Annotated in this window: 24 protein-coding genes, 2 tRNA genes and 1 pseudogene; 4 read left to right on the top strand and 23 right to left on the bottom strand. The window is 57.4% G+C overall.

Annotated features, from left to right (window positions below):
* Positions 1–167: 167 nt before the first annotated feature.
* The 3 genes from DFT_RS06315 to DFT_RS06305 form a co-directional block, all read right to left on the bottom strand.
* The gene (locus tag DFT_RS06315) at positions 168–671 is read right to left on the bottom strand and encodes a hypothetical protein (protein ID WP_152971881.1); all 504 of its coding nucleotides are present in this window, start codon (positions 669–671) and stop codon (positions 168–170) included.
* A 65-nt stretch (positions 672–736) separates the two neighbouring features.
* The gene (locus tag DFT_RS06310) at positions 737–1,438 is read right to left on the bottom strand and encodes a hypothetical protein (RefSeq protein WP_054030393.1); all 702 of its coding nucleotides are present in this window, start codon (positions 1,436–1,438) and stop codon (positions 737–739) included.
* Between the two features lie 662 nt (positions 1,439–2,100).
* Complete coding sequence (locus tag DFT_RS06305) at positions 2,101–2,859, bottom strand: helix-turn-helix transcriptional regulator (RefSeq protein ID WP_054030392.1); 759 nt, start codon at positions 2,857–2,859, stop codon at positions 2,101–2,103.
* 318 nt (positions 2,860–3,177) lie between these two features.
* Between DFT_RS06305 and DFT_RS06300 the strand changes: the two genes are divergently transcribed.
* The 3 genes from DFT_RS06300 to brnA all read left to right on the top strand — a co-directional run bounded on the left by DFT_RS06300 (position 3,178) and on the right by brnA (position 4,276).
* Positions 3,178–3,654: a hypothetical protein gene (locus DFT_RS06300; RefSeq protein ID WP_054030391.1), complete on the top strand. Its 477-nt coding sequence runs from the start codon at positions 3,178–3,180 to the stop codon at positions 3,652–3,654.
* 141 nt (positions 3,655–3,795) lie between these two features.
* A complete protein-coding gene (locus tag DFT_RS06295; protein ID WP_054030390.1) occupies positions 3,796–4,056 on the top strand; it encodes a BrnT family toxin in 261 nt (86 codons plus the stop codon).
* Positions 4,046–4,276: a type II toxin-antitoxin system BrnA family antitoxin gene (brnA, locus tag DFT_RS06290; RefSeq protein WP_054030389.1), complete on the top strand. Its 231-nt coding sequence runs from the start codon at positions 4,046–4,048 to the stop codon at positions 4,274–4,276. Before DFT_RS06295 ends, brnA begins: the two co-directional genes overlap by 11 nt.
* 2 nt (positions 4,277–4,278) lie before the next feature.
* Here the strand turns inward: brnA and DFT_RS25425 are convergent, their stop codons facing one another.
* Both DFT_RS25425 and DFT_RS27210 read right to left on the bottom strand, forming a co-directional pair.
* Positions 4,279–4,551 (bottom strand): SOS response-associated peptidase family protein, encoded by a 273-nt coding sequence (locus DFT_RS25425; RefSeq protein WP_161807085.1) that lies wholly within the window; start codon positions 4,549–4,551, stop codon positions 4,279–4,281.
* 16 nt (positions 4,552–4,567) lie between these two features.
* Positions 4,568–4,678, bottom strand: a pseudogene (locus tag DFT_RS27210) (SOS response-associated peptidase family protein); the annotation flags it as partial.
* A gap of 225 nt (positions 4,679–4,903) precedes the next feature.
* On the opposite strand from DFT_RS27210, the gene DFT_RS06280 reads away from it, so the two are divergent.
* Positions 4,904–5,215: a hypothetical protein gene (locus tag DFT_RS06280; RefSeq protein ID WP_054030387.1), complete on the top strand. Its 312-nt coding sequence runs from the start codon at positions 4,904–4,906 to the stop codon at positions 5,213–5,215.
* Between the two features lie 66 nt (positions 5,216–5,281).
* Here the strand turns inward: DFT_RS06280 and DFT_RS06275 are convergent.
* The 18 genes from DFT_RS06275 to DFT_RS06190 all read right to left on the bottom strand — a co-directional run bounded on the left by DFT_RS06275 (position 5,282) and on the right by DFT_RS06190 (position 19,775).
* Positions 5,282–5,356, bottom strand: a tRNA-Cys gene (locus DFT_RS06275).
* 8 nt (positions 5,357–5,364) lie between these two features.
* Positions 5,365–5,439: transfer RNA gene (locus DFT_RS06270), tRNA-Gly, on the bottom strand.
* A gap of 52 nt (positions 5,440–5,491) precedes the next feature.
* A complete protein-coding gene (gene pgsA / locus DFT_RS06265; protein ID WP_054030386.1) occupies positions 5,492–6,058 on the bottom strand; it encodes a CDP-diacylglycerol--glycerol-3-phosphate 3-phosphatidyltransferase in 567 nt (188 codons plus the stop codon).
* 37 nt (positions 6,059–6,095) lie between these two features.
* Positions 6,096–6,740 carry a fructose-6-phosphate aldolase gene (gene fsa, locus DFT_RS06260; RefSeq protein ID WP_054030385.1) on the bottom strand — a complete coding sequence of 215 codons (645 nt, stop codon included), beginning with the start codon at positions 6,738–6,740 and terminating at the stop codon, positions 6,096–6,098.
* Between the two features lie 56 nt (positions 6,741–6,796).
* Positions 6,797–7,066 (bottom strand): eL24 family ribosomal protein, encoded by a 270-nt coding sequence (locus DFT_RS06255; protein ID WP_054030384.1) that lies wholly within the window; start codon positions 7,064–7,066, stop codon positions 6,797–6,799.
* Positions 7,036–7,569, bottom strand: a complete 534-nt coding sequence (gene folK / locus DFT_RS06250) for a 2-amino-4-hydroxy-6-hydroxymethyldihydropteridine diphosphokinase (protein ID WP_054030383.1) — start codon at positions 7,567–7,569, stop codon at positions 7,036–7,038. The genes DFT_RS06255 and folK overlap by 31 nt, the downstream gene beginning before the upstream one ends.
* Positions 7,570–7,571: 2 nt before the next feature.
* Complete coding sequence (dapF, locus tag DFT_RS06245) at positions 7,572–8,453, bottom strand: diaminopimelate epimerase (RefSeq protein WP_054030382.1); 882 nt, start codon at positions 8,451–8,453, stop codon at positions 7,572–7,574.
* Between the two features lie 8 nt (positions 8,454–8,461).
* A complete protein-coding gene (locus DFT_RS06240) occupies positions 8,462–8,911 on the bottom strand; it encodes a hypothetical protein (RefSeq protein WP_054030381.1) in 450 nt (149 codons plus the stop codon).
* The gene (gene argH / locus DFT_RS06235) at positions 8,908–10,323 is read right to left on the bottom strand and encodes an argininosuccinate lyase (RefSeq protein ID WP_054030380.1); all 1,416 of its coding nucleotides are present in this window, start codon (positions 10,321–10,323) and stop codon (positions 8,908–8,910) included. Before argH ends, DFT_RS06240 begins: the two co-directional genes overlap by 4 nt.
* A gap of 27 nt (positions 10,324–10,350) precedes the next feature.
* A complete protein-coding gene (locus tag DFT_RS06230; RefSeq protein ID WP_054030379.1) occupies positions 10,351–11,565 on the bottom strand; it encodes an argininosuccinate synthase in 1,215 nt (404 codons plus the stop codon).
* Between the two features lie 206 nt (positions 11,566–11,771).
* A complete protein-coding gene (locus DFT_RS06225; RefSeq protein ID WP_054032378.1) occupies positions 11,772–12,953 on the bottom strand; it encodes an acetylornithine transaminase in 1,182 nt (393 codons plus the stop codon).
* Between the two features lie 115 nt (positions 12,954–13,068).
* Positions 13,069–13,962: an acetylglutamate kinase gene (argB, locus tag DFT_RS06220; protein WP_054030378.1), complete on the bottom strand. Its 894-nt coding sequence runs from the start codon at positions 13,960–13,962 to the stop codon at positions 13,069–13,071.
* A 55-nt stretch (positions 13,963–14,017) separates the two neighbouring features.
* Entirely contained in the window at positions 14,018–15,391 is a 1,374-nt protein-coding gene (gene hslU, locus DFT_RS06215) for an ATP-dependent protease ATPase subunit HslU (protein WP_054030377.1), read from the bottom strand.
* Entirely contained in the window at positions 15,369–15,941 is a 573-nt protein-coding gene (hslV, locus tag DFT_RS06210) for an ATP-dependent protease subunit HslV (protein WP_054030376.1), read from the bottom strand. Before hslV ends, hslU begins: the two co-directional genes overlap by 23 nt.
* Before the next feature lie 27 nt (positions 15,942–15,968).
* A complete protein-coding gene (locus DFT_RS06205) occupies positions 15,969–16,901 on the bottom strand; it encodes a tyrosine recombinase XerC (RefSeq protein WP_054030375.1) in 933 nt (310 codons plus the stop codon).
* A gap of 141 nt (positions 16,902–17,042) precedes the next feature.
* Positions 17,043–17,369: a hypothetical protein gene (locus DFT_RS06200; RefSeq protein WP_054030374.1), complete on the bottom strand. Its 327-nt coding sequence runs from the start codon at positions 17,367–17,369 to the stop codon at positions 17,043–17,045.
* Positions 17,370–17,637: 268 nt separating this feature from the next.
* The gene (locus DFT_RS06195; protein ID WP_054030373.1) at positions 17,638–18,387 is read right to left on the bottom strand and encodes a slipin family protein; all 750 of its coding nucleotides are present in this window, start codon (positions 18,385–18,387) and stop codon (positions 17,638–17,640) included.
* A gap of 89 nt (positions 18,388–18,476) precedes the next feature.
* The gene (locus tag DFT_RS06190) at positions 18,477–19,775 is read right to left on the bottom strand and encodes an NfeD family protein (protein ID WP_054030372.1); all 1,299 of its coding nucleotides are present in this window, start codon (positions 19,773–19,775) and stop codon (positions 18,477–18,479) included.
* Between the last annotated feature and the right edge of the window lie 5 nt (positions 19,776–19,780).

Raw genomic sequence — 19,780 nt, 5'->3', positions numbered from 1 at the left:
TCCCTTTATCCAACCCGACGCGTTAAACCCTTCCCATACAGCACACCGCCGCAGACCGACAGTCACCCGATCCACACTGAACCGGGAGAAGCGATCCCATGGCGTTTTCAACCATCGATCAGGCCACCGTCAACCGTGACGCGACCATGCAGGGGCGCAAGCGTCTGCTATTTTTCTTCGTTAGATCCCTGCAGGCCCACCCGGTAGGGAGGGTCTATGCGTACGCCCCGGATGATGATCTTGTTGGCATGTGTCGGAGATAAAGAGAGTTCTAGCCTGTCAGTCGAATGATTTTCTCCAAGTCCGCCTATTTTCCGGTTGGGATCATAGTCCCAATACCAAGTCCCTTCCAAGGCGAGCCCGTCTGCAGAAACAACCGTGGCTTCCACTCTTCCGACTGCGGCCTCGCTGCGATACACATCCTTTGTGTAAATAGTGCCCCAGACTTTATTTCCGTTCTGTTTCAACACTATTTTCCAACGATTCGCGCCGCCCGACAGATACCAGGTTCCATTGAAGCTCAAGCTGCTTTCCGCGTCTCCGGACATTTCCACGCACTGATTACCGGCAAAGCCAACACGATGCGGTGTTGAATAAGAAGCAGATGGAAAAACGAGGTCCGCTGAAATCATCAACATTACAAAAAAGCATTTGATCGACCCTGTGTTCATGGCCACACCTCCTATCACCTTAGCCTCTTGTTGAAACAGGCGGGCCTGAAGGCGCACCGTCCCTCTCAAATCGAGCGGGACACCCGGGCTTCCATTCGAACATCCCCCCATGGGTCCGTCATTGCAGCGAACCCAGTCGCCGGATCCGGAGCCGGCGGCGGCGGCAAGGCGGCCTCGAGTTCCTCGGTAGCCTTATCCTTGATCGATTTTCGCTCGGCATAATCTCTTTTCAGTCCAAATGCGCCGAGATAGGCCGTCCAGCCCGCGCCGATCACCAGGGCTTGCAAAAGATCCTGGGCCAGTGCCGCCGCGAAAAACGCGCCGAGCACCACATAGAGCGTGGCGGCCAGGGCAAACTGCTGCCGCATGTCGGACCGCAAGTCATCCCGTAAATTGTCCGTCGCCTTCTCGATGGCGCTGATCACCTCCGGGTCCTTGTTTTCCGCCCTGATCAGCTTGTCGATGATCTTCTCGCGCTCTTCCACCCGCTTCATGTCGGCCTCGATCTTGGCGAAACCCGAAGTGCCCGGGATGGCGCCGCCGATCAGGCTGAACACGGTGACCATCGACCCCACGATCCCCAAGGCCGCGTAGAGACCGCCCGTGCCCCAGGCGATGGGGCTGCTCTTGGCCCAGACAAATAAATTGGCAACGGTTATCGAGCTTGCCGGTGAAGCATCTTCCCCCTCCGCGATCGCGGCTGAACTCGCAAAAAGCAGTGTAAGCGCGATCATCATGGCCACCGCCGTTCGAGATAAAGCGCTCATGGGCTCACCTCCCTGGACTAAAATGGTATCCAATTGTCGGGAAACGCCGATATCTTGATTCCGCCAAAAAGCACGGCCCATGGACCGGGTCCGGTCTCCACGATCAATTGACAGCGGCGGACGCGATGGCATCGGAAGATGAATCGATTTGGCGAAGGTCTGAATTCGTTGGAATTTGCGCCGGGATTTGGCAGGATCAGTTACATATTGCCACACCACAAAACCGGTTAAAAATCAACTCGATTCAAACAACACCGTTAAAACGTCATCCATACCCCCCCACATAGCCCCCCCCTGCCTTCCCCCTCCGTGGCCTCTCCGTTTCACTCTCCCGGCCAAATCAAAGTCAATTCGAGTCGGTTTCGGTCATCATAAGAAACACAAATGGACACAAGTGGACAGGAGTCCCTTCCCATTATTCAACCCGCCGCGTTAAACCTCTTCCATGCGGCACCCCGACCGGCGTTGAATTGCAGCGTCTCTTTGGTCATCGTCTCACATCTGTCGACAATCGCAATGCGGCGCTCCGTTTTAATGATACCTGGTATTTGAAGGAATCCGCTGCCCGCATCGTTCACCGTGGCCGACCTGGACGCGGCCATCGCCGACGAGGAGGTGCGATCGAAGATGCTGGAGGAGGAGCGGCGGGCCGCCCAAGGCTTTTAAAATTCGATGATGCCGTGTTGAAGACCGATCGCCACGGCCTGGGCACGGCTCACGACGTTGAGCTTCTGCTTGATGCTGATCGCGTGGAAATCGACCACCCGCTTGCTGCACTTCAAGATGTTGGAGATTTCCCAGGAGCTCTTGCCCTCCTTGATCCATTGGAGGACCTCTTTTTCTCTTCGGGTGAGCCTTTGAATCGGCCTCTTCGTCGCGCCGAAAGCCTTTTTGAAGGCCTCCGCGTAAAAGGGGATGATGTAGGATAAAACGGCTTGGGACCGGATGTCGGCCTCCGCCTTCGGGCCGCCCAGGAAAAAGACGGTACTGGTCATCGTGGACGGATCGAGGACGCCATGCGCCCATCCGTCCCTCATATTGTATTCGATGGCCAGCACCGAGGCAGGATAGTCAAATCCGAATTGTCGTTCCAGACTCCCCCAGTTCACCGGCGACAGGTGGTTGAAAAACTCACACAACACCGCATCGGACAACTGGAAATTCTTTTCAAAATAAATATCCATGTACCCGTCCGGATAGCTCACATCCAAACACTCCACCCGCGCATCGGGATAGAGGAAAACATCCGGGATCGTGCCCTGGGCACAGACCGCGTTTTCGAATTCGATCAGGCCTTTCAGGTCCAGTACGAGTTTCTTTAAATGGTCTTTGGTATCGCATCTGATGGATTGATGGCTCAGCATCATCAATTCGGCGCGATCGCTGGAGGACAAGTGTTCGATCAAAAGACCCTGCTGCATCCATACCCCCTTTCGCAATTGAAGTGGGTAGATCGATTCGATGTCGGCCGCAGTGAGATCGAAATATGGAATTTGAATTTGTTAATTGATTGGACAAAATCATGTTATGCCAAATTCAAAGACCTGTAAATTCCTATCTGATGATTTTCCCCTTATGGATACGCCACATTATGCTGGTACCTGTCACTTGTGACAGTTGCTCCAAAAACACTATTTGTTAACATGTTAAATACAATTCGAAAGCCCTCTGGCCACGTCTAACTATTCAATTATTCATTGAAAACGGTTTTAGTGACCAAAACGATCACTTGAGGGATCATGAATGAAAAACTGTCTTCCTGCAAATTTAGGAGAGTTGCCATATCCGGTCCGATCAACGGCGGAAATTCTTTGGATGAATGGTATTTGGATCCGGAAAATCTCAGAGGATTGGGGAACTGCATCGGAATGCGGCTGGAGTGTATGGAAAGAAGGGTTCGCGCCGGGAAAATCAAAAGCGGCACGCTCTGCAAAGACACATGCACCGGTGATTACGTGCTCATCAGGATTGGCCCACCGCAAAACGAATTTACCCGTCTGACTCAATTAAAAATCAGTGCCGGCGAATATAAGATCCTCAATATCGTATGGATCTCTGAGCATTTCGAGGACAAGCACCGCGCGGTCTTGAATTGGCTCAATAATACGAATCTGGAGGGCATCCGATTTTTTGGTATCGAAATCGAATGGGAAGATACAGATGCGGAACTGACCGTCGAAGACGAAGGGGACGAAACAGAAAGGCAATTCTTTTAAGTCGCGGTCAGCCGATCCTCGCCTCTTTTGAACCCGGCATTTCATATGAAAATACAATAGGCCCGGCAAGCCCGGTTCGATTCCATTTCAACCCATCTCCTATATTGACACCATATACCTGATCAGTATATTTCATATACCATGAATTTTGAATTTGATCCTGAAAAGTCGGATTCGAACAAGCTCAAGTACGGGATTGATTTCATCGAGGCCCAGGAGCTTTGGGACGATAGGGATTTATTGGAGATCCCGGCTAAAACAACAGACGAGCCGCGATTTCTTGTCATTGGCAGGATCGATGAAACACACTGGACCGGGATCATCACCTATCGTTCCGATAATATAAGGATCATATCCGTACGGCGTGCCAGGAACGAGGAGATTGAGCTTTATGAAAGCTAAGCAACTGGATAAAAAATTTGACGAAGGCAAAAGCGTTATAGATCAATTGGACCTATCAAAGGCCAGACGGCCGAATCAGGAACAAAAAAGGGTGAATGTTGATTTTCCCTTATGGATGATTCAATCCCTGGACAAAGAAGCGAAACGCCTTGGTGTCCCCCGGCAAGCGATCATCAAGATTTGGCTTGCCGAAAGGTTAAACAAATCCGCCGCGCTGTAGCGTCAAAACCCGAACTGCATCTGCACGGGCGCAAGGTTGGAAGGATCGTTGTGCCCGACCGAGTTCACCTCCCGGGTCACGGGGTGAAACTTCAACTCGGTCAGCGCCTTTTCTTCCAGCAACCGGCCCAGCAGCGCCGCATCCCGGTTGCCGGGATCGAGCCAGGGATCGTAGGCCTGGGCAGGCAGGATCACCGGCATGCGGTCGTGCAGCCGCTCTATGCCCCCCCGCGGCCGGCCGCGTGATGATCGTGCACGATCGATAGGCCTCCCCATCTTTTTCCCTGTCGTGCCATACCTCCCACAACCCGGCAAAGGCAAACGGCCTTTCATCCGGCAGGGTGATGTACATCGGCTGCCGGCTGCCCTTCTTGCCCGCCCACTCGTAAAAGCCGTCGGCCACGATCAGGCAGCGCCGTTTTTTAAAGGCCTCCCGGAAGCTGGGCTTTGATGCCACGAATCCCGGTTGAACAGTGGCCAGCACTTTTCAAGCGTTTTGATTGCAGTGTAGATCATTCCCACCCCTAAGAATGATTACCGGCTTGTATCTCAGGCGCAAGCCCGACCCCAAGATCCTCTGATCGAATACCTGAAAACTCAGCCCTGGGGCAATCCGGACGATTACTTCATGGTCTATACCGTCGAACGCAGTGGAGTCAAAATCGGAGAGCGCATCCATCCAAAGCGCCTCAATCACCGGTTCCAGCAAGGTGCCGCCCAGTTCGGCATCGGGACCTACCTGTATGCCGGCACCAAACACACCAATACTACCGCCCTGGGACAGCACCTGACCCGCGAACAGATCCGCCGCGGCGCCACCGGACCCGCAACCGAAGATGCTTTCGATCACTATATGCATGACCGCATCAGCGATCAGCTGCGGGTTCAGAATGTGGTCGATGAGATGTATAAAGCGGCCAAATTGAAGAGGATAAAATGAAGCACTTTTGAAGCACTATAAAAAGAAAAGCGGATCGATCAACGATCCGCTATCATTGGAGAAAGATGGAGGCGGCATCCGGATTTGAACCGGAGAATGGAGGTTTTGCAGACCTCTGCCTTACCACTTGGCTATGCCGCCAAAAAAAATGGAGCGGGAAACGGGATTTGAACCCGCGACTTCGACCTTGGCAAGGTCGCACTCTACCACTGAGTTATTCCCGCTCAGCATGAAAACGGGTATTTAACGATCTGCGGCCCGTTTGTCAACAAAAAATTACGACTGCAGCAATCTCCGGAAGCGCACGAAGTAATCGACGCCCGACCACACCGTAAAAATCGCGGCCCCCCAAAGGAAAAACATGCCGATGGCATGCAGGTCCACCGTAAAATAGGGGTAGTGGAACAGCAACGGAATCGCGGCGGCGATCTGAAAGCCGGTCTTGTACTTGCCCAGGTTGGAGGCGGAAACATCCTCTTGGTGCTGGGCGATGAGGCTGCGCAGTCCCGTTACGGCGATCTCACGACCGATTATGATGCACACCACCCAGGCCGGTACCCAGCCCAGCGACGTGAGCATGATGAACGTGCACGACACCAGCAATTTATCGGCCACCGGGTCCATGACCTTCCCCAGGTTGGACACCATGCCTTTTTGGCGGGCCAAAAAGCCATCGAAGTAGTCGGTAATCGCCGCCGCACTGAAAAGCAGGGCCGCCAAAAAACAAGTGAAGCGGTTGGGCACAAGCAGGAGCAGGACCACCAGCGGTACGGTCAGTACACGAAAAAGAGTCAATGTATTCGGATCGCCTAAAAGCCGCTTGAATTGATCTTGGGGGCGCATGGCCGTCCCTCTTTGTCACCGCGTTAAGTTGTAAATGCTACTTCTTTGCCTTGTTCCAGTCGTCCAGAAATGCCTTGATGCCCTTATCGGTCAATGGATGGGACGCCAGCTTACTCAGCACGTTGAACGGAATCGTGGCGATATCGGCGCCCAGCAGGGCGGACTCCAGGACGTGCAGGGGGTTGCGCACGCTGGCGACGATGATCTCGGTTTCGAAGGCGTAATTGGCGAATATTTCCACCATCTGCTCGATGAGCAGCATGCCTTCGTGGCTGAGGTCGTCGAGCCGGCCGACGAACGGGCTGACGAAATTGGCGCCAGCCTTGGCGGCCATCAGGGCCTGCAGGGGTGAAAAGACCAGGGTCACGTTGGTTTTGACGCCCTCGTCGCTGAGGATGCGCACCGCCTTGAGACCGTCTGTGGTCATGGGGATTTTGACCACGATATTGTCATGGATTTGCGCCAGTTCGCGCGCCTCCCGGACCATGCCGTCCGTATCCAGGGCGATCACCTCGGCACTGATGGGACCGTCCACGATGCTGCATATTTCGGTGATGAGTTCTTTGAAATCCCGGCCCTCCTTGGCAACCAGACTGGGGTTGGTGGTGACACCATCGACCATGCCCATGGCATGGGCCTCTTTAATCTCTTTGATGTTGGCGGTATCGATAAAGAATTTCATTAACAGCTCCTTTTTGACGCTGGGTGTTTACCCAATCGTCCGATGTTCATGATGAATCAGACCGAATCCGTTTTACCGGCCAGATATTTTTCCTTGCAGGCTTCGCTGCAAAAATAGAGCTCCTGCCCGTCGATATTCAACGCGATGCCATCGCTGCGGGTCAGGTAGACGCCGCATTGGGGATCCTGAACCAGGGCGTCATCCGCACGCTGGGGCAAGTTGTCGGGCCTGCCCACCTGTCGTTGGGTGGCGCCGCCGAACCATGTCTTGGCCGCCCGGTAAACCACCATACCGATTATGAGAAAGATGAGCAGTCGAACGAACATGGCTGGATGGTTTGGTCACCCTCAGGTATTTGATTTAAAAGCGTTTTCACATCCACACCCAATGCCGGATGCACAACAGTCGGGTCTATATCACAAATGGGTTGCAAGACAAAGCGCCTTTTGTGCAGGCGTGGATGGGGAAGGATCAAACGTTCACTTTTAAGGATAAGGTCCCCGTAAAAAATGATGTCCAGGTCGAGTGTCCTGGGGCCGAACCGAATTCCGCCGGCCTGTCGCCCTAAAGCCGCCTGGACCGCTTGCATATGGCTGAGCAGGTCCAACGGCGCCAGTCGCGTCCAGACCTTGATGGCTGTATTCAAAAACCAGTCCTGGTCCGTATAATCCACCGGTTCGGTTTCATAGAACGGGGCTCGGGCCGCCAACCGCACGCGGTCATCGGCGCAAAGTGTGGCGATGCCCAGGCAGCAGTTGCGTAATCGGTCGCCGAGGTTGGCACCGACCGAAATGAACGCCCAGGATGGCTTAGGTTCAGTATTCGTCACGTTCAGCGGGACTTTTTCTGAGAGGGTGCAGTCGTTGGATCCATTGCGCCGAACTCGAACTGCCATGCCTCGGCATCCATCTCGCCACGATAGACCACCCGGGCATCGCCTTCGAGATATACATCGCAATAGTCGGCATCGCCCCGTCGCTTGAAATGGATGGTCAGGTCGCTGCCGCTGAGGGTCTTGAGCGAAATGGGCGACGGCAGTCGATAGCGTTCGGCCAGAACCAGGGCCGCAGCGACATTGCCTGTGCCGCAGGCCAGGGTCTCGCCTTCGACACCGCGTTCGTAGGTGCGGATGGCCCACATCCGGTCGTTGAGCGGTGCGATGAAGTTGACATTGGTGCCTTCGGGCGCGAACTGTTCATGAAAGCGGATCTCGCGCCCCACGGCCTTCACATTGGCACTAGGCAGGTCCTTAACCTCCATGACCACATGGGGCACACCCGTGTTCACGCGGCTGATCGGCACCGGGTAGTTGGCCAGGACGATCCCATCGTTGAGCACCATGTTCTTGGGATCGGACATCTTGATCTTGACCAGGTCGCCGTGCACGCTGGCTTCGATGAGGCCCACATCGGTATCGAAGGCCATTCGGTCCGGCGCGATGCCGTTGAGCAGGGCGAAACGGGCCACGCAGCGAGCCCCGTTGCCGCACATCTCGGCCCTGCTGCCGTCCGAATTGAAAAATCGCCAGCGAAAATCGGCCCGATCCGAGCGCTCGATCAGGATCAGCCCGTCGGCGCCCACCGACATGCGGCGCAGACACACCTTGGCCACGAAGGGCGGCAGAGGATCGGCGGATACCGCACCGTCGCGGTTGTCGATGATGATAAAATCATTGCCGCTGCCGCTCATTTTGTAAAAAGGGATGGCATTCATCAAATATCCTATCTCGCTGCCGGGGCGACCACGATCCGGCGCGACGCCGGTCCGCGATCTCCGGCCGAACCGACCGGCTCGATTTTATAGCTGTACACCAGGTCGGTTTGGATGCGATCCGTAAACGTGTACGCGTCAACTTCCGGCGCGGCCTCGACGCTGCCCACCTCCTGAAAAACCAGGGGGCAGCCTTCGCACGGCGGCGCTTCGACCGGCCATTGGCTCCGCAGCACGGTGTAACGGACCACGCCACGCTCGCGCTCCCCGGGCCGCCAGCTCAAACCGACCGTATCTCCCTCGCGCCAGGCCTTCAACTCCATGGGCTGGGTCAAGGGCGGGTGTTTGGGCGGAACCGGGGGTGCCTTCCTTCCGCAAGCCCACGGGCCGATCATCAACAGGCACAGTATGAGGATCGCCCAGCGAACACCTGGCAAGCGCCGACCCGCACCGGCCTTCATGCCGTGGCCCCCCCGGCGGTTTGGTCAGGATCGTCGGTGGCCAGCTCCCGATGGGCCGTCGCGATGGCCGCGCGCACATTGTCCCCCGAGGTGCCGCCGGCCGACTGGCGCCGCGCGATCATGTGCTCCAGCGTCAGATTTTCGAAAAGATCCTCTTCGATCTCCTTTGAAAATCCCTGCAACTCCTTGAGGGTGAGTTGATCGAGTTCCTTGCCCTGGGCCAATGCAAAGGCGACCGCCTGGCCGACGATGCTGTGCGCCTTGCGAAAGGGAACGCCCCGGCCGACCAGGTAGTCGGCCATGTCGGTAGCGTTGAGAAACCCCACCGAGGCGGCCTGGCGCATCCTATCGATCTTGACCTGGATGGTGGGCAGCATCTTGATGGTGATATTGAGGCAGCTCTGGAGCGTGTCCACCGCATCGAACAGGGGCGGCTTGTCCTCCTGCATGTCCCGGTTGTAGGCCAGCGGCAGACTTTTCATCAGGGTGAGTTCGGCCATCAGGCTGCCGACGACCCGGCCGGTCTTGCCGCGGATCAACTCGGGAATGTCGGGGTTCTTCTTCTGGGGCATAATGCTGCTGCCAGTGGAAAAAGCATCGGAGAGTTCGATGAAACCGAATTCGGAAGAGGACCACAATACCAGCTCTTCGGACAGACGGCTCAGGTGCACCATGCAGATGCCGGCCGCCGAGAGAAATTCCAGAATGAAATCGCGGTCCGCGACACTGTCCATACTGTTGGCGGTGACTTTGGGAAAACCGAGCAGTTCGGCGGTGTAGCTGCGATCGATGGGGTAGGTGGTGCCGGCCAGGGCCGCGGCGCCCAGGGGCATGACGTTGGTGCGTTTTAGGCCGTCGGCAAAACGCATGGCGTCGCGGGAAAACATCTCATAGTACGCCATCCAATGGTGCCCCAGCAGCACAGGTTGGGCCCGTTGCAGATGGGTATAGCCGGGCATGACGGTTTCCACATGCTGTTCGGCCATGCCGACCAGGATGGTCCGCAGCGCTTTCAACCCTTGAATGATCTGGGCGGTGACATCACGCAGGAACATGCGGATGTCCAATGCCACCTGATCGTTGCGGCTGCGTGCGGTGTGAAGTTTCTGGGCGACCTTGCCCACCTCCTGCAGCAAGCGCGCCTCGATGTGCATGTGGATGTCTTCCAGGCTGTCGTCGAACTCGAAGTTGCCCTGGTCCAACTCGCGCTTGATGCGCCACAGCCCTTCCACCAGCGTTTCGGCCTCTTCGGCCGTGATCACGCCGACCTTGGCCAACATGCGGCAGTGGGCCACGCTGCCCTGGATATCGTACGGATAGAGTCTTCGGTCGCACTGGATCGAAGAGGTGAATGCCTCGACGCTGGTGTCGGTTCGCTCGGCGAAGCGGCCATCCCAGGGTTTGTCGCTCATGAAAAAGATTCCTCTTCTGAAACGGTTTTATAACCCCCGGGTATCCTGCATCAGCTTGCGAATTCTCAGCCGCAGCGCGTTGAGGCGGATAAACCCTTCGGCATCCTTCTGGCTGTAAACCACGTCGTCCTCGAAGGTGGCATGGGCCTCGCTGTACAGCGAGTAGTCCGATTTGCGGCCCACCACCGTACAGCTGCCTTTGTAGAGTTCCAGGCGCACCACACCGGTGACATGGCGCTGGGTTTCGTCGATCATGGATTGCAGCAGCTGGCGTTCGGGGGCGAACCAGAAACCGTTGTAGATCAATTCGGCGTACTTGGGGATCAGGCTGTCGCGCAGGTGGTGCACTTCGCGGTCCAGGGTAATCGACTCCATGGCCATGTGGGCCTTGCGCAGGATGGTGCCGCCCGGCGTTTCATAGACACCGCGCGATTTCATGCCCACGAAACGGTTCTCCACGATATCCACCCGACCCACGCCGTGCTTGCCGCCCAGGCGGTTGAGTTCGGCCAGCAGGTCGGCCGGTGAGAAATCCTTGCCGTTGATGGCCACGGGATTGCCCTGGGCAAAACCGATCTCGATGGTCTCCGGGGTGTCGGGCGCCTTCTGCGGAGATACGGTCAACTGGAAGAGATCTTCGGGCGGTTTGGCCCAGGGATCTTCCAGAATGCCGCCCTCGTAGCTGATGTGCAGCAAATTCCCGTCGGTGCTGTAAGGCTTGGACGGCGTGGTGGGCACCTGGATACCGTGCCGTTTGGCGAAGTCCATCAGCGCGGTGCGCGAATGCAGGTCCCACTCGCGCCAGGGAGCCACGATCTTGATGTGCGGATCCATGGAGAGATAGCTCAACTCGAAACGCACCTGGTCGTTTCCCTTGCCCGTGGCGCCGTGGCTGACCGTATCGGCGCCTTCCATCTTGGCGATCTCCATCTGACGTTTGGCGATCAACGGCCGGGCGATGGAGGTGCCCAGCAGATATTCTCCTTCGTAGATGGCGTTGGCGCGGAACATGGGAAAGACATAGTCGCGCACGAAGGTCTCCTTGAGATCCTCTACATAGGCCTTGGCCGCGCCGGTCTTGTAGGCATTGGCCTCGACATGGTCCAGGGGTTCAGGCTGTCCCAGGTCGGCCGAAAAGGCCACCACTTCGCACCCATAGGTTTCGATGAGCCATTTGAGAATAACTGAAGTATCAAGGCCGCCGGAATAGGCCAGAACTACTTTTTTTATCGTGTCGGTCACGGTTGGAATCTCCTTTAAAAATGAGTTTTAAGTGTGAAGTTTTAAGTCTAAAGTGAATGAATGCTGTCGATTAAAATTTTGCTGCTCGGCCCGGAAATGTGACGGGAGAGTATCAAATCGACAGAATTCCACCACTTTAACCTTTACACTTTAAACTTAACACTTCTTACTTAACGCTATCTTTGCAAACGATCGCCGTTTTTTACTTATATGGTAGTAAAAACTTCATCCAGACAATCCAAAACCCCATCAATCTCTTCCCGGCTGATGATCAGGGGCGGGGCGAAACGCAGGATATTGTCCTGGACGCAGTTGATCAGGTAGCCGCGCTCCATGCAGGCATTGACGATCGGCGCACCGGGGATGTTCAGGCGGGCGCCCACGAGCAAGCCCTTGCCACGGACCTCCTCGATGACCGGGTATTTGGATTTGAGTTTTTCCAGGCCGCTGCGAAAATAGTCCCCCTTAGGTTGAACCTCGTCGAGAATGCCCTCTTCCACAATCAGCTTGAGGACTTTCAAGGCCACCGACGTCACCAGGGGTGTGCCGCCGAAGGTGGTGGCATGAGCGCCGGGCACGAAGGCCGATGCGACCCGTTCGGTGGCCAGCATGGCACCGATGGGCAACCCGTTGCCCAAGGCCTTTGCCAGGGTCAGAATGTCGGGCGCAATCCCGGAGTGCTCGTAGGCGAATAATTTGCCCGTGCGCCCCATTCCGGTCTGGACTTCATCGTAAATCAGCAGGCAACCGGATTCGTCGCACAGTTTGCGCACCTGGGCCAGATAGTCGCGATGCGGAACGACCACCCCGCCCTCGCCTTGAATGGGCTCGAGCATGACGGCGCAGGTCGCAGGACCGATGGCGCAGGCGAGCTCTTCGATGTCGTTGAAAGCAACGAAATCGAAACCTTCCAGGATCGGGTCGTACCCCTTGCGCACCTTCTCCTGACCGGTGGCCGACAAGGTCGCCATGGTGCGGCCGTGAAACGACTGCTTCATGCTCACCATCCGGTAGCGCTCGGCGGCGCCGTTCTCCTTGAAATAGCGCCGGGCCAGTTTGATGGCCGCCTCGTTGGCCTCCGCCCCGCTGTTGGCGAAAAACACCCGGTCGGCAAAGCTGTGCTCTGTCAGCCAGGCCGCCAGTTCCGCCTGGGGTTGGGTATAAAATAGATTGGAAACATGCCACAACTTACGTGCCTGGGCCGTCAGCGTTTCCACCAGCGCCGGATGGGCGTGACCCAGATTACATACCGCGATCCCGGCGATAAAATCCACGTAGGACCGCCCCTCGTCGTCCCAGACCCGGCACCCCTCGCCCCTCACCAGGGCCAGGGGATAACGTGCATAGGTATTGGCAATGTGTTTGTCAGCCGTCTGCTTGATATCCATATACGCCTCTGAAATCATCACTTCACTATTGACGTTTGATCTTTACTACCTGGAGCCATCAAGGGTAAGGCGGGAATCCAGGCCCGAACCAAGGGATGTTTGCCCTGGATGAACACTACCTCAGGGTAACTTCTGTGCCGATCCCCTGATCCGTAAACAACTCCAGTAGAATCGCATGGCGCCGCTTGCCGTTGATGATGGGCACCTTTTTCACGCCGCCTTTGAGGGCTTCGAGCGCATATTCGATCTTGGGAATCATGCCGCCGGTGATCTTCTGCTTCTCGATCATCTCCTTGGCCGTGGCCGCGTCGATCGAGGAGATGAGCCGCCCCTCATCGTCCAGGACGCCGTCCACATCGGTCATCAGGATCAGGCGTCCGGCATTGAGGGCCATGGCGATATGGCTGGCCACCAGGTCGGCGTTGATGTTGTAGGTTTCGCCGTTCTCGCCCACGCCCACCGGCGCGATGATGGGGATGAACCCCTCCTTGGCCAGGGTGTGGATGATCGCCGGGTTGATGCGGGTCACCTGGCCGACCATGCCGGGGTCGATGATTTCAGGCGGCTTGGTGGCATCTTCCTGGAAGACGATCTGCATCTTCTCCGCCTGGATCAAGCCGCCGTCCTTGCCGCTCAATCCGACGGCCCGGACGCCCTGCTGGTTGATCTGGGCCACGATGGATTTGTTCACCTTGCCGCCCAGCACCATCTCCACCACATCCATGGTGGCCCCGTCGGTCATGCGCATACCGCGAACGAACTTCGGCCGGATGCCCATCTGGTCCAGAACCGAATTGATCTGGGGGCCGCCGCCATGGACGACCACCGGATGCACGCCGACCAGCTTGAGAAGTGAAATGTCCCGGGCGAAATCTTCCTTCAACTGTTCGTCCACCATGGCGTGACCGCCGTATTTGATGACCACGGTCGTGCCGCTGAAACTACGGATGTAAGGCAGCGCCTCGATCAGAATCTCGGCGACCGAGGCCTTGGGAATGTGTGCTTCCATTTCGACAGATATTCCTTCACTTTAGACTTGGCACTTCAAACTTAACACTCTTCTTTTATAAAATATACCGACTCAAATCCTCGTCTTCCTTCAGCGCCTTCAGCTTGGCATCCACATAATCGGCATCGACCACCACCCGGGACATCCCCTCGCACGGTGCATCGAAGAGTACGTCTTCAAGCAAGCACTCCATCAGGGTATGCAGCCGGCGCGCCCCGATATTCTCGGTGCTCTCGTTGACCTCTTCGGCAATGGCGGCGATGCGCGCGATGGCGTCGCCGCCGAATTCAAGATCCACCCCATCGGTCTTCAGCAGGGCGATATACTGGAGTACCAAGGCATTGCGCGGCTCTGTCAGGATGCGGGCGAACTCTTCACGCCCCAATGCATCCAGCTCCACCCTGATGGGAAACCGGCCCTGCAACTCCGGAATCAGGTCCGAAGGCTTGATGGCGTGAAAGGCGCCCGAGGCGATGAACAGAATATGGTCGGAACGCACAGGCCCATATTTGGTGTTGACCGAACTGCCTTCGACAATGGGCAGCAGGTCACGCTGCACCCCCTCCCGCGACACATCGGGGCCCTGGCCCGAGCTTTTGGCCACGATCTTATCGATTTCATCCAGGAAGATGATGCCCGACTCTTCGACCTTGGCAATGGCGGTGCGCACCACCTTGTCCATGTCGATGAGGTTCTGGGCCTCCTCCTGGGTCAGAATTTTGAGCGCCTCGGGTACCTTTATCTTGCGGCGTTTGACATTCCTGGGCAGCAGACCACCAAGCATGTCCTTGAAATTGATACCCATCTCCTCCATGCCCATATTGGAAAAAATCTCCACCATGGGGCCGGATCGATCGGGCAGATCCAAATCCACGAAGCGATTGTCCAACTTTCCGTCCCGCAGCATGCGCCGCAGCTTCTCGCGGGTGGAGCTGTGTTCTTCTCCGGCGCCAGCGACCAACTCCAGGGCCGTTTCTCCCCCGCCTTCACGCTTGACCGGCTCCTGGCCGCCGGACTTGGGCAGCAGCAAATCGAGCATGCGTTCCTCGGCAATGGCGCGCGCCCGCTCCTGGACCGCCTCCTGCTCGGCCTGCTTGACCGCATTGACCGTCAACTCCACCAGGTCGCGCACCATGGATTCCACATCGCGGCCCACATACCCCACCTCGGTGAACTTGGAGGCTTCCACCTTGTAAAAGGGGGAGTCGGTCATCAGTGACAAGCGGCGGGCGATTTCCGTTTTGCCCACCCCCGTGGGACCGATCAGGATGATGTTTTTGGGCGCGATCTCATCGCGCAACTCCTCCGGCACCTGCCTGCGGCGCCATCGGTTGCGCAAGGCGATGGCCACCGATCGCTTGGCTTTGCCCTGGCCGATGATGTAACGATCGAGTTCGGCAACAATCTCAGACGGTTTCAGGTCCTGCATCGTAAGTCATCTCTTCGATGGTAAAATGCTCGTTGGTAAAAACACAAAGGCCGGAGGCGATCCGCATGGCGGCCTCGGCCACCTGGCGGGCATCCAGGGAGGTGTGTCGAAGCAGGGCGGTGGCCGCCGCCTGGGCCGCCACGCCACCCGAACCGATTCCGATGACCCCTTCATCCGGTTCGATCACATCGCCCGTTCCCGATATCAAAAACAGCTTCTGGGGATCGGCGGCAATCATCAACGCTTCCAGCCGCCGCAGCATCTTGTCGGTGCGCCAATCCCGCGCCAGCTCGACGGCACTGCGGGTCAGATTGCCGTTGTAGCGCTCGAGTTTGGTTTCCAGACGCTCGGACAGATTCATGGCATCGGCCGTGGCACCGGCAAATCCGACTACGATCCGGTCATTGTAAATCCGGCGAACCTTTCGCGCCTTGTGCTTGATCACGGTGTTGTTCATGGTGACCTGTCCGTCACCGGCCAGGACCACGCGTCCCCCATGGCGCAGGGCCAGAATGGTGGTGCCGTGAAAACCATGGCTCGTTTGCGTCATGCGCTGCCTGCCTTTCGTTAAACACGCCTATCGCCGGGGGTGGGCCTTGTCGTAAGCGGCCATCAACCGGTCGATACTCACATGGGTATAGCGCTGGGTAGTGGAGAGGCTGCGATGTCCCAGCAACTCCTGCACCGATCGCAGATCAGCACCCGCGTCGAGCAGGTGGGTGGCGAAGGAATGGCGCAGGGCATGGGGCGACACGCCCATCTGCAAGCCGCAGGCCCGTGCGAATTTATCCACAACCCGGGCAATGGACCTCGTGGTCAACCGACCCAGATCCTTGTTGAGAAAGAGGGCGCCGTCGTCGGCCAATGGCTCGCCGTGCCCCTCGGACAGGGCGCCGCGATAGGCCCGGATGGCCCCCACCGCCTTCTCGCCGATGGGAACGATGCGTTGTTTGTTCCCCTTGCCCAGCACCCGCATGATCCCGCTGCGCAAATCCACATCGGACACATTCAGACCGGCCAATTCCGACACCCGCACACCTCCCGAGTAGAGGGTCTCCAGGATCGCCCGGTTGCGCAGGCCCAACAGATCCTCGGGAACAACGGCATCCAGCAGCCGGAACATGTCGTCGACCGAAAGGTAATTGGGTATGGGCTTGCCGTGTTTGGGGGTCGGCACGTTTTCCGTGGGATTGTCGCGGACCTGGCCAAGACGTTGCAAATGTTTGAAGAAAGAACGGATCGACGCCAGTTTACGTGCGATGGTCGTCTTGCGGTTACGGCTGTGCAAAAAAGCGAGGTAGCCGCGTAATTGCATGGCATCCACCTCGCCGACCTTCAAGGTCAGACGCCGGCCTTCACGCTTCGGGTCGTCCGCCGCTCCGGCCATGTAATCCGCCAGCTCTTCAAGGTCGTGGCGATAGGCCCGCAGCGTATGGGCCGAATACCCCTTTTCGGCCGCCAGGCTTTCAATGAAACGATCGATAGAGACGAGCAGCAGAGTCGATCCCATGGTTTGCCGATTCCCCGTAAATGGTAGGCGGAACCGGCCGCATCCAGACCCGGTGGCCGGTTCCCATCACGTGCCTCCCAAGGGATTGCGGCCGTCGCACGACGGCATCCACCTGATCCATGCCGCCGGATGTCGCAACGCCTAAGCCGCCCTTCGGGTTTTCTTCTTCAGCTTGGATATCTGCCGCCGGAAGCGGGTGGCCAAGGTCTTGTCTCTTGCGGCCAAGGCTTCCTGACGTTTGGTTTTCAGCCCCTTGAGTTTGCTTTTGATCTCCTTGGTCGAAGCCCCGGTCTTGGCCTTGGGGGAATCGGTGATCCCTCTGACCTCTTTTATCACTTCCAGTAATTCCGGTTTGTTCATCCCATGAACGCCGACCAGCCCCTCGATTTGAAGGGCGATCTCCCGCAACTCCTTCACCGTCATTTTATCGAGCGGCTTTTCCTTTACGTCTTTTTTCTTACCCCCCATCTTCGTTCACTTCTCCTTTCCGGTCGTCGGTCGCAAAGCAGCAGCGGAGGCTGTTTTGAACCTCCGCTAAAGTTCCCAAAATAGACGGCCACGGCATGCAAGCCCGGGTTGGGCCCTCGCCCCGACGCAACCGACCGGGCAGGCGCAACACCAAGGCATCCATGGGGCCTCGGCTCTCATCTTAAAAGGGCATAACTAACCTATCCCGCTATAAAATGTCAATGTTCAAGCGAGACGATACCGCAAAAAGTCCAATATCTGCGTTGCGCTAATCCTTCTTGCGCTCCATGAATATCCTGAATAGATCGATGGGTAAGGGAAAGATGGTGGTGGAGTTGTTCTCCGATGCCATTTCGCGCATGGTCTGCAAATAGCGCAGCTGCATGGCCATGGGATGATCGGCGATGATCTGGGCGGCCTCCGCCAGTCGGTTGGCGGCCTGGTATTCACCCTCGGCGTTGATCACCTTGGCGCGCCGTTCTCGTTCGGCTTCGGCCTGCTTGGCCATGGCACGCTGCATTTCCGCGGGCAGATCGATATGTTTCAACTCGACGGTGGCCACCTTGATACCCCAGGGGTCGGTATGAGTGTCCAGGATCTCCTGAAGCTGGTTGTTGATCTTTTCCCGATCCGAGAGCAGTTCGTCCAGCTCGGCCTGACCGCAGACACTGCGCAGGGTCGTCTGGGCCAGCTGGGACATGGCATAACCGTAGTTCTCCACTTCCACAATCGCCTTGGTCGGATCCACGACTCTGAAATAGATCACCGCGTTGACCTTGACCGACACGTTGTCCCGCGTGATGACATCCTGGGGGTCGACATCCATGGCCACCAGGCGCATGCTCACCCGCTGCATGCGGTCGATCACGGGTATTAAAATGATCAACCCGGGTCCCTTGGCCTGAATCACGCGCCCCAGACGGAAGATGACGCCGCGCTCGTATTCGTTGAGAATTTTGATGGCCGACCAAAGAAAGAGCAGCACCAGGACGACGATGGTGACAAATGGTGCAAACATGCAAACACCTCCATGTGTAGCCGTTCGGATTCACAAATGATCGATCGGCCCGATGGAACCTGCGGTTGCCGATCGTCGGCCCATCGGTTTCACGCTTCTTTTTTTAATGGCGCCACCGTGATGGTCAACCGGTCCACCGCTTTCACGACCACCTTGCTGCCGACGGCGACCGGTTCTTTGAAACGGGCCCGCCACAACTCCCCGTGCACCAGGACCTTTCCCTCCTGCCCATCGGCCTGTTTCACCAGCCCCACCTCACCGACGAGGCCCTCCGAACCGCCATAGGGCCGATGGGCATGGGCCCGGACCACGAGGGTCACCACGGCGATGAAAAAGCCGGAAATGGTCAGTACGGTCGGGATCAACAGCTGCCAGGCCACCTGGAATTCGGGACCGGCGCCTTTGAACAGCATGAGTGATCCGAGAACCAGGCTCAGCACCCCGGCCACGCTGAGCATGCCGAAACTGGTGACCTTGATCTCCAGGATGAAAAAGATCACCGCCAGCAGGATCAGGAGAATGCCGGCGATGTTCACCGGAAGCGTCTGAAAGGAGAAGAAGGCCAAAATGAGGGCAATGGCGCCGATGACCCCCGGGAAGATGGCACCAGGCTGGGACAGTTCGAAATAGAGCCCGGCCAGACCGATCATAAACAGGATATAGGCGATGTTGGGATCGCTGATCACCTTGAGGATTTTAATGCGCAGATTGGGCGTGATTTCGGTGACTTCGGCGCTGGCGACCTTCAACTTCCCCTTGCCGCGGATCTCCCGGCCGTCGATCCTGGCGATCAGATCCGCCATGTCTGTTGCCACCAGGTCGATGACATTGAGTTCGAGGGCTTCGGCAGCAGTCACGGATACGCTTTCGCGGATCGCCTTTTCTGCCCACTCGCCGTTGCGGTCCCGACGCTTGGCGATGCCCTGGGTAAAGGCCACCAGGTCGTTGACGACCTTGTCGGTCATGGTCTTCTCGAGTTCCTGACCGCCGCCGGCCACCGGATGGGCCGCTCCGATGTTGGTGCCGGGCGCCATGGCTGCGATATCGGCGGCCATGGTGATCATCACGCCCGCGGAAGCGGCCCGGGCACCGCTCGGGGAGACATAAACCACCACGGGAATCTGGGACGCGTAGATCGCCTGAACGATCCTGCGCATGGACTCGACCGCGCCTCCCGGCGTATCGAGCTGGATGATCAGGCAGGCCGCCCCCGCCTCAGAGGCCTTCTCCATGGCGTCTTCCAGAAACTCGGCCACCCCCGGACCGATGGGATCGGCCACGACGACGGTCATGACCGTACCCGCGGTATCCGTCTCGGCGCGGGCGCTGAAAGCCGGTTCTCCTATGAACATCGTGACGATGCATGCCCAGCCCAGGATCCAACGCATGCAGC

Source organism: Desulfatitalea tepidiphila (assembly GCF_001293685.1).
GTDB lineage: Bacteria > Desulfobacterota > Desulfobacteria > Desulfobacterales > Desulfosarcinaceae > Desulfatitalea > Desulfatitalea tepidiphila.
This window is presented reverse-complemented; position numbering and strand designations above follow the sequence as displayed.